The organism is Mesorhizobium sp. B2-4-18 (assembly GCF_006441385.1).
Classification (GTDB): domain Bacteria; phylum Pseudomonadota; class Alphaproteobacteria; order Rhizobiales; family Rhizobiaceae; genus Mesorhizobium; species Mesorhizobium australicum.
In genome coordinates this window covers 92,470-99,433 of record NZ_VFUW01000017.1, presented here as the reverse complement: position 1 = coordinate 99,433, position 6,964 = coordinate 92,470, and the positions used below count along the sequence as shown (strand labels likewise).

The following is a 6,964-nucleotide window of genomic DNA, read 5'->3' as shown; positions in this document are numbered from 1 at the left end:
CTTGCTCTCCTTGCAAAGGGCCGAAAGTGTAACCCATCTATCCGGAATGAACTGTCACCCATCTCTCGGGAAGGGCAAATGACATGCCAGCGCTTTTGATTTGCCCATGTATCTTTGCGGCGCTCAACGACCGTTCAGACGCCTCCTGACAGGTGCACGTCCAGAACGGCGGCTTTCTTGGCGATCAGTCCTGTCAGATCCGCGTCGGATCGCTTGGTGCCGGTCCGTTCGCGCAGCAACGAGATGACCGCGCTCATCGAAAGCTGGGCAGTGCGATCGCTCAGGATAGCGTCCACCGCGCCGGCAACATCCGGGGTCTCCGTCGGTGCTCGCATGATCGGTTCCTTTCTGTTCAGGTCGGCCTCGGCGCCGTTGGCCGGTCCCCGCACGCCACGGTCGAAGATGACGGCCAGGCCGTTCTTCACGGCGAGGGCGGCGACCATGTCGTCGAGGTCGTGATCGGAAAGCGCTGGCTCCGAAGGATCGGGCTTCAGGGTTCTGCGGATCACTCGGGCAGCCTGATCAGTCGACACAAAGCCAAAATGCCGTTTTCTGGCCTCGACATATTGCTCGATGATCATGCTCAGGCGCCGCGCTGCGATATCCCTGGGTTGCTGCATCTGGGCCTCCTTCGGCTGCCGCAAGCGCAAGGTCGACAGCACCAGAAGGAAATAGGGCGGCGGATCTACTCAAACAGGGGACGGATCGATCATTCGACGCATCTTGCGCTGATATAGGAACGATCCGGGCCTTGATGCATTTTGGCTCTATGACCAGCTCATTGAGGGACGCCGGGACATGAAGATTGCCCATGTCGCACCACTCTACGAATCGGTGCCGCCACGACTTTACGGGGGTACCGAGCGTATCATCTCGTATCTTACCGAAGCTCTCGTCGATCTCGGCCACGAGGTGACGTTGTTTGCCAGCGGCGACACGAAGAGCTCCGCCAAACTGGTGCCATGCCGCGAAAGGGCGCTTCGTCTCGATCCGCGTCCGCTGAAGTCCGAGATCGCGGCACATTTGTCGATGCTCGACGAAGTGCGCAAACGGGCCGACGACTTCGACGTCGTGCATTTCCATCTGAGCCATTTCCTGCATTTCCCGTTTTTTCGTGATATGCCGCAGCGCACGGTGACGACGCCGCATGGCAGGCTGGATTACGCGGACCTCGCGCAAGCCTATGACCGGTTCCCGCGGTTCCCCATGATTTCCATATCCCGCAGCCAGCGGGCGCGGTTCGCATCCGCGAACTGGCTGGCGACGATCCATCACGGGCTGCCGCTTGACCTTTATGAGGCCGATTTCGAGGCCGGTTCGGACGGTACCTACCTTGCTTTTCTCGGCAGAATGTCACGCGATAAGCGGCCGGACCGGGCAATCGAGATTGCCCGCCGAACCGGCCTGAAACTGAAGCTCGCCGCCAAGGTCGGCGATGGCGACCGCGCCTATTTCGAGGAAGTCGTACAGCCGCTGATCGATGGCGACCGGGTCGAGTATGTCGGCGAGATTGGCGAGGACCAGAAGGCCCGGTTTTTGGGCAATGCGGCCGCCTTGCTGTTTCCCATCGACTGGCCTGAACCCTTCGGGCTTGCGGTGATCGAGGCCATGGCGTGCGGAACCCCGGTCATGGCTTGGAGTTGCGGCGCTATGCCCGAGATCATCGATCATGGGGTCACCGGCTTTGTCGTCGAAACCATCGAAGATGCCGTCGCCTCGATGCCGGCTCTCCTGCAACTCGACAGGCGACGAATAAGAACGGCCTTCGAAAGGCGGTTTTCGGCCGATAGAATGGCCAGGGATTATGTCGAGGCCTATTCGCGGCTGACCACCGGCCACGAAGAGAGCAGGGCCTCATAGATCTTCAACCCGTTCGGAAACCAGCACGGGACAATCTTCTTGACCATTACCCAACTCGACGAGCGCAAGCTCGATCCTGCGATAGCACTGGCTTCCCTGGACGAAACCGCGCCCAGGGAGCCGCATCGGCTTTACGCTCTCAAGCATGGCGATTGCTTTGCCGTCGCCGACGCCTATGGCGACATACGTGGCGCCGGCGACGGCTTCTTCCGCGACGACACGCGCGTGCTCTCCGAATTTCGCCTGACGGTTGGCGGACGATCGTTGTCGCTGCTGGGCGCATCGCTCAGCCAGGACAACGTCCTGTTCACCAGCAACCTGACCAATCTGCCGATCGAGAGCGCCGCGGGCCGCCAGATTCCGCAGGGCGCGATCCATATCGAGCGGGTCAGGCTTCTGTGGCAGGAAAGGCTATATGAACGCATCACGCTCTCGAACTATAGCCGGGAGCATTCGACGGTCTTGGTGTCACTGCGCTTCGGTGTTGATTTTCGCGACATGTTCGAAGTCCGGGGCTCGACCCGCTCCAAGCGCGGTACCGCGCACACGGCCGAGATCGACCAGAGTTCGGTCGTGCTCCGCTACGAAGGGCTGGACAAGGTCGTACGGACCTCGGCCATTTCGTTTTCACAGCCCCCGGATCAACTGACCTCCGAGCGGGCGGATTTCTTCATTGCCGTCACCAAGCGCAGCCGCCAGACGCTGTATGTGGAGGTGGGGAGCAAGACAACGGCCCGCCCGCAAAGTGAACGTTTCCGGGCCGCGGCGGCGCGCGCCCGTTTCGGCATGCGCGCCAAGCGCCGGCATGGGGCAACGCTGCACAGTTCAGGCCGCGTCTTCAATGATTGGATGGAACGGGCGCGTGCCGATGTGGCATTGCTCACCACGGAACTGGCGACCGGGCCTTACCCATATGCCGGGATCCCGTGGTTCTCCACCGCCTTCGGCCGCGACGGCGTGATTTCAGCTCTGCAGATGCTTTGGCTCAATCCCGGCCTGGCTCGTGGCGTGCTTGCCTTTCTCGCCCAGCACCAGGCGACCGAAACCTCTCCCTTCAGCGATTCCGAGCCCGGCAAGATCATGCACGAGACCCGCAAGGGCGAGATGGCGGCGCTGAGCGAGTTGCCGTTCGGCCGCTACTATGGCGGCGTCGATACGACGCCCCTCTACATCCATCTCGCCTGCGCCTATGCGGACCGCACGGGAGACACGGCTTTCATCGATGGCCTTTGGCCATCGCTGTGCGCCGCCGCCGAGTGGATCGAGACAGCGAGCCGTTCGACAGGGTTTCTTACCTATCAGCGCGCCGCGGAATCCGGCCTTGCCAACCAGGGATGGAAGGACAGCTTCGATTCCGTCTTCCATGCCGACGGCCGCATTCCGAAAGGGCCGATCGCGCTGGTCGAGGTGCAGGGTTACGTCTTTGCAGCATTTCGGGGATTGGCAAAGCTGGCACGGCTGCGCGGCGAAGAGGAGCGGGCGGAGAATTGGGAGCTGCGCGCCGATGCCATTCGCCAACAAGTCGAACGCCATTTCTGGATCGAAGAGCTTGGCTACTATGCGCTGGCGATCGATGGCGATGGCCAGCCCTGCAAGGTGCGCACGTCCAATGCGGGTCACCTGCTCTATGTCGGCCTTCCCAATCCGGATCGCGCACGCATGGTCGCCGACCAGCTGCTGTCGGCTTCGTTCCATTCCGGCTGGGGGCTGAGAACGCTGGCGGACGATGCGATCTTCTTCAATCCGATGTCCTATCATAACGGCTCCATCTGGCCGCACGACACCGCGATCTGCGCCGCCGGGCTGGCGCGATACGGCATCCGCGACAGCGTGGTGCGGTTGATGAGCGGGACCTTCGAATCCGCGGTTCATTTCAACATGCGGCTACCCGAACTGTTCTGCGGGTTCACGCGCTCGGCCGGCGAGGCGCCGATTGCCTATCCGGTGGCTTGCCTGCCGCAGGCCTGGTCCGCGGGCTCCGCCTTCATGCTCATGCAGGCCTGCCTCGGCCTACAGATCGACGGTTGGACGAACGAGATTCACGTGACCCGGCCGCACTTGCCGATCGGCATCGACAATCTTGTCATTCGCCATCTCTCGGTGGGACATGTGGCGGTGGACCTGACGTTTCAGCGCGTGGGGGATCGTGTCGGTGCCTTCCTTGCGGATGCGCATGAAGGATTGGTGCCACTGGTGGTCAAGAGCTGAAAAATCGGAACCATCACGGGTGCGGAACGTTGGATCAGCACGCCAAGGATGCTGGAGTTCCTGTCGGTGGATCTGCCGCGTCCCATTGAAAGGTAATCAATTCGAAATGCCCGACAACAGTTCGTACCTGGTCGTACCCTCGGCCGCACTGTGGCTCTTCGTTCTCGTAATTGTCGGTATCTCATGCGTCGCGCTCGCGGTGGTGCTGTCACGGGCGCGCCGGGCCAGAAACATGAAGCTCGCCCGTCTCGAAGCAGGATCCGTTCGCAGCCCATTGCCGGAGTTCGAAAAGAACGGGCAATCCGCGGCCGCCGCCCTCGTCCAATGGTCGCCGGAAACGTTGCGTCACATTCTGGCGAAGGAACTTCCCGATGCACAGGTGATCGTGGTGTCAAATCGCGAACCCTACATCCATAACCGCAACGGCGACGGCATCCAGCTGGTCGTACCCGCCAGCGGGCTGGTCTCCGCCCTGGAGCCGATCACGCGCGCCTGTGCGGGCACATGGATCGCCTATGGCGGCGGTTCGGCCGATGCGCTGGTGGTCGACGAAAACGACCGCGTCGAAGTGCCGCCCGAAAACCCTTCCTATACGTTGCGCCGTGTCTGGCTGAGCGAGGAAGAACAGCAAGGCTATTATCTCGGCTTTGCCAATGAGGGGCTTTGGCCGCTGTGCCACATAGCCTTCACCCGACCGATATTCCGTGCGTCCGACTGGGAGGCCTACGAGGCGGTCAACCGCAAATTCGCCGACACCGTCGTCGCGGAGGCACGTAACGAGCGGCCCATCGTGCTGGTCCAGGACTACCATTTCGCCCTGTTGCCGCGGATGATCCGGGAGCGCCTGCCGGAAGCCATCATCATCACCTTCTGGCACATTCCATGGCCGAATTCCGAGGTGTTCAGCATCTGCCCATGGCGCGAGAAGATCCTAGAAGGATTGTTGGGCAGTTCGATCGTCGGCTTTCACACCCAGTTCCATTGCAACAACTTCATCGACAGCGTCGACCGCTTCCTGGAGAGCAGGATCGAGCGCGAGGATTCCGCCATCTCCTATGGCGGCCAGATCAGCCTGGTTCACGCGTATCCGATTTCAATCGAATGGGAGCCGGCGCGACAGGCCCAGCTGCCCGAGGTGGCGCAATGCCGTCGGCATGTTCGTGAAAAATTCGGGCTGGCGGACGATGTCAGGCTGTGTGTCGGCGTCGAACGTCTCGACTACACGAAGGGCATCCTCGATCGCTTTACCGCACTCGATGAGCTGCTGAGGCTCCATCCGGAATGGATTGGCAAGGTCGCCTTCCTGCAGATCGCGGCACCCAGTCGCGGCACCTTGCCCGCATACCAACAGTTGCATGAAGAGTGTCTGCGTCAAGCCGAGGATCTCAACCGGCGCTATGGCCGCGACGGCTACACTCCCGTCCTGATGGTCACGGAACATCATTCGCAGGAACAGGTCTACGAAATCTACCGGGCCGCCGACGTTTGCTTGGTCACGAGCCTGCATGACGGCATGAACCTGGTGGCCAAGGAGTTCGTCGCGGCGCGCAATGACGAACAGGGGGTCCTGCTGCTCAGCATGTTCGCCGGCGCTTCCAAGGAATTGCTGGAAGCGCTGATCGTCAATCCCTACGACGCCACAATGATGGGCGACGCCTTGTTGCAGGCTTTGACGATGTCGTCGGAAGAGCAGCGGCAGCGCATGCAAAGGATGCGTGAGGTCGTTCGCGACAATAATGTCTACCGGTGGGCAGGCAGCATGCTTCTCGATGCCGCGCGCCTGCGCAAACGCGTTGCGGTCGATCGCGCCGTCGGCGCCGCCCCGACCTCATCGGGCAACGTGATCTCGCTGCTCGATCGCAGACGGGTGGCGGCGCTGTGATGTCGCTTCTGCCAAAGCTGCCCGCGCCTGAGCTCCCAACAGGGCCGTGGGCCTTGTTCCTGGACATTGACGGCACGCTTCTCGAACACGCCGCGCATCCCGATGCGGTGGTTGTCGGCGATGAATTGCGTACGCTGCTGGCGAGGCTCGAATTGCAATTGGATGGAGCTCTGGCGTTCATCACGGGACGATCGATCGCCGCGGTCGACCATCTTTTCCAGCCGCTCAGATTGCGCGCCGCCGGGCTGTATGGGCTTGAGCACAGGCTCATCCGCGACGGCCCGGTCGAGGCAGCGGGAGAGCCGGCCGACATTGCGGCACTTGCCGAGGAAATCGAAGCGGAGCTGGGCAGTTCGGACGTTTATATCGAGCGCAAGGGACCGATCCTGGCAGTCCACACGCGCGCGGCACCGCAACTGTTGCGGCGCGCGACGCAACTGGTCGAACAGGCGTTGGGCAGGTTGCCTACGGGATATCGGGTGCTGGCCGGCAATGCCGGCGTTGAATTGATGCCGCTGGAGGCAGCAAAGGGAGCGGCCATCAGGCGCTTTCTGGATCTGCCGGCTTTCGAGGGGCGGCGGCCGGTGTTTCTGGGCGACGACACATCCGACGAAAATGGTTTCGAGGCCGTGAACGAGATGGACGGCATGTCGATCCGCATCAAACCGCACGGACCGACAGCGGCGCGCCATGTGCTTGCCGACGTCGGGGAGGCTTTGGCTTGGCTGGGTGCGGTGAGCCAGCGTAATTTGGGTGGATCGACCGGCCTGGTCCATCCCTTCAATCGAAGGAGTCCGTGATGACCCAATTCACCAGTCTCATCTTGGAGATCATGCCTGCTTGGCTACGCCGGCGGTCGCTGCCGAATACGCACGAGACCCAGCCGAGTTTCGATCCGTCGCGCCCGCAGGACGCGGATGAGGTCTGGCGCCAGTTTGTTCAAAAGGATCTCTTTGACGCCAACATGCAGGATTACGACGAGACCGGAGATAGAAAGACCAGCCGCCACTGAGG

General features: G+C 61.8%; 6 protein-coding genes. 5 read left to right on the top strand and 1 reads right to left on the bottom strand.

Features of this window, described 5'->3' with window-relative positions; translation table 11 throughout:
• Positions 1-134: 134 nt before the first annotated feature.
• The gene (locus FJ527_RS29485; protein ID WP_181166521.1) at positions 135-620 is read right to left on the bottom strand and encodes a hypothetical protein; all 486 of its coding nucleotides are present in this window, start codon (positions 618-620) and stop codon (positions 135-137) included.
• A 178-nt stretch (positions 621-798) separates the two neighbouring features.
• Between FJ527_RS29485 and FJ527_RS28320 the strand changes: the two genes are divergently transcribed.
• From FJ527_RS28320 to FJ527_RS28300, 5 genes are all read left to right on the top strand, one after another.
• Positions 799-1,860 carry a glycosyltransferase family 4 protein gene (locus FJ527_RS28320; protein ID WP_015317742.1) on the top strand — a complete coding sequence of 354 codons (1,062 nt, stop codon included), beginning with the start codon at positions 799-801 and terminating at the stop codon, positions 1,858-1,860.
• A gap of 45 nt (positions 1,861-1,905) precedes the next feature.
• Entirely contained in the window at positions 1,906-4,068 is a 2,163-nt protein-coding gene (locus tag FJ527_RS28315) for an amylo-alpha-1,6-glucosidase (protein WP_140616516.1), read from the top strand.
• 106 nt (positions 4,069-4,174) lie between these two features.
• Positions 4,175-5,950 (top strand): trehalose-6-phosphate synthase, encoded by a 1,776-nt coding sequence (locus FJ527_RS28310; protein WP_140616347.1) that lies wholly within the window; start codon positions 4,175-4,177, stop codon positions 5,948-5,950.
• Complete coding sequence (gene otsB / locus FJ527_RS28305; RefSeq protein ID WP_140664179.1) at positions 5,950-6,750, top strand: trehalose-phosphatase; 801 nt, start codon at positions 5,950-5,952, stop codon at positions 6,748-6,750. The genes FJ527_RS28310 and otsB overlap by 1 nt, the downstream gene beginning before the upstream one ends.
• Positions 6,750-6,962 (top strand): hypothetical protein, encoded by a 213-nt coding sequence (locus FJ527_RS28300; protein ID WP_015317746.1) that lies wholly within the window; start codon positions 6,750-6,752, stop codon positions 6,960-6,962. Before otsB ends, FJ527_RS28300 begins: the two co-directional genes overlap by 1 nt.
• The last annotated feature ends 2 nt before the right edge of the window (positions 6,963-6,964 follow it).

Bases quoted from the DNA above. Each gene is read 5' to 3' on its own strand.
- FJ527_RS28300 (WP_015317746.1), top strand. From the start codon at position 6,750: ATGACCCAATTCACCAGTCTCATCTTGGAGATCATGCCTGCTTGGCTA.
- FJ527_RS29485 (WP_181166521.1), bottom strand. From the start codon at position 620: ATGCAGCAACCCAGGGATATCGCAGCGCGGCGCCTGAGCATGATCATC.
- FJ527_RS28320 (WP_015317742.1), top strand. From the start codon at position 799: ATGAAGATTGCCCATGTCGCACCACTCTACGAATCGGTGCCGCCACGA.
- otsB (WP_140664179.1), top strand. From the start codon at position 5,950: ATGTCGCTTCTGCCAAAGCTGCCCGCGCCTGAGCTCCCAACAGGGCCG.
- FJ527_RS28310 (WP_140616347.1), top strand. From the start codon at position 4,175: ATGCCCGACAACAGTTCGTACCTGGTCGTACCCTCGGCCGCACTGTGG.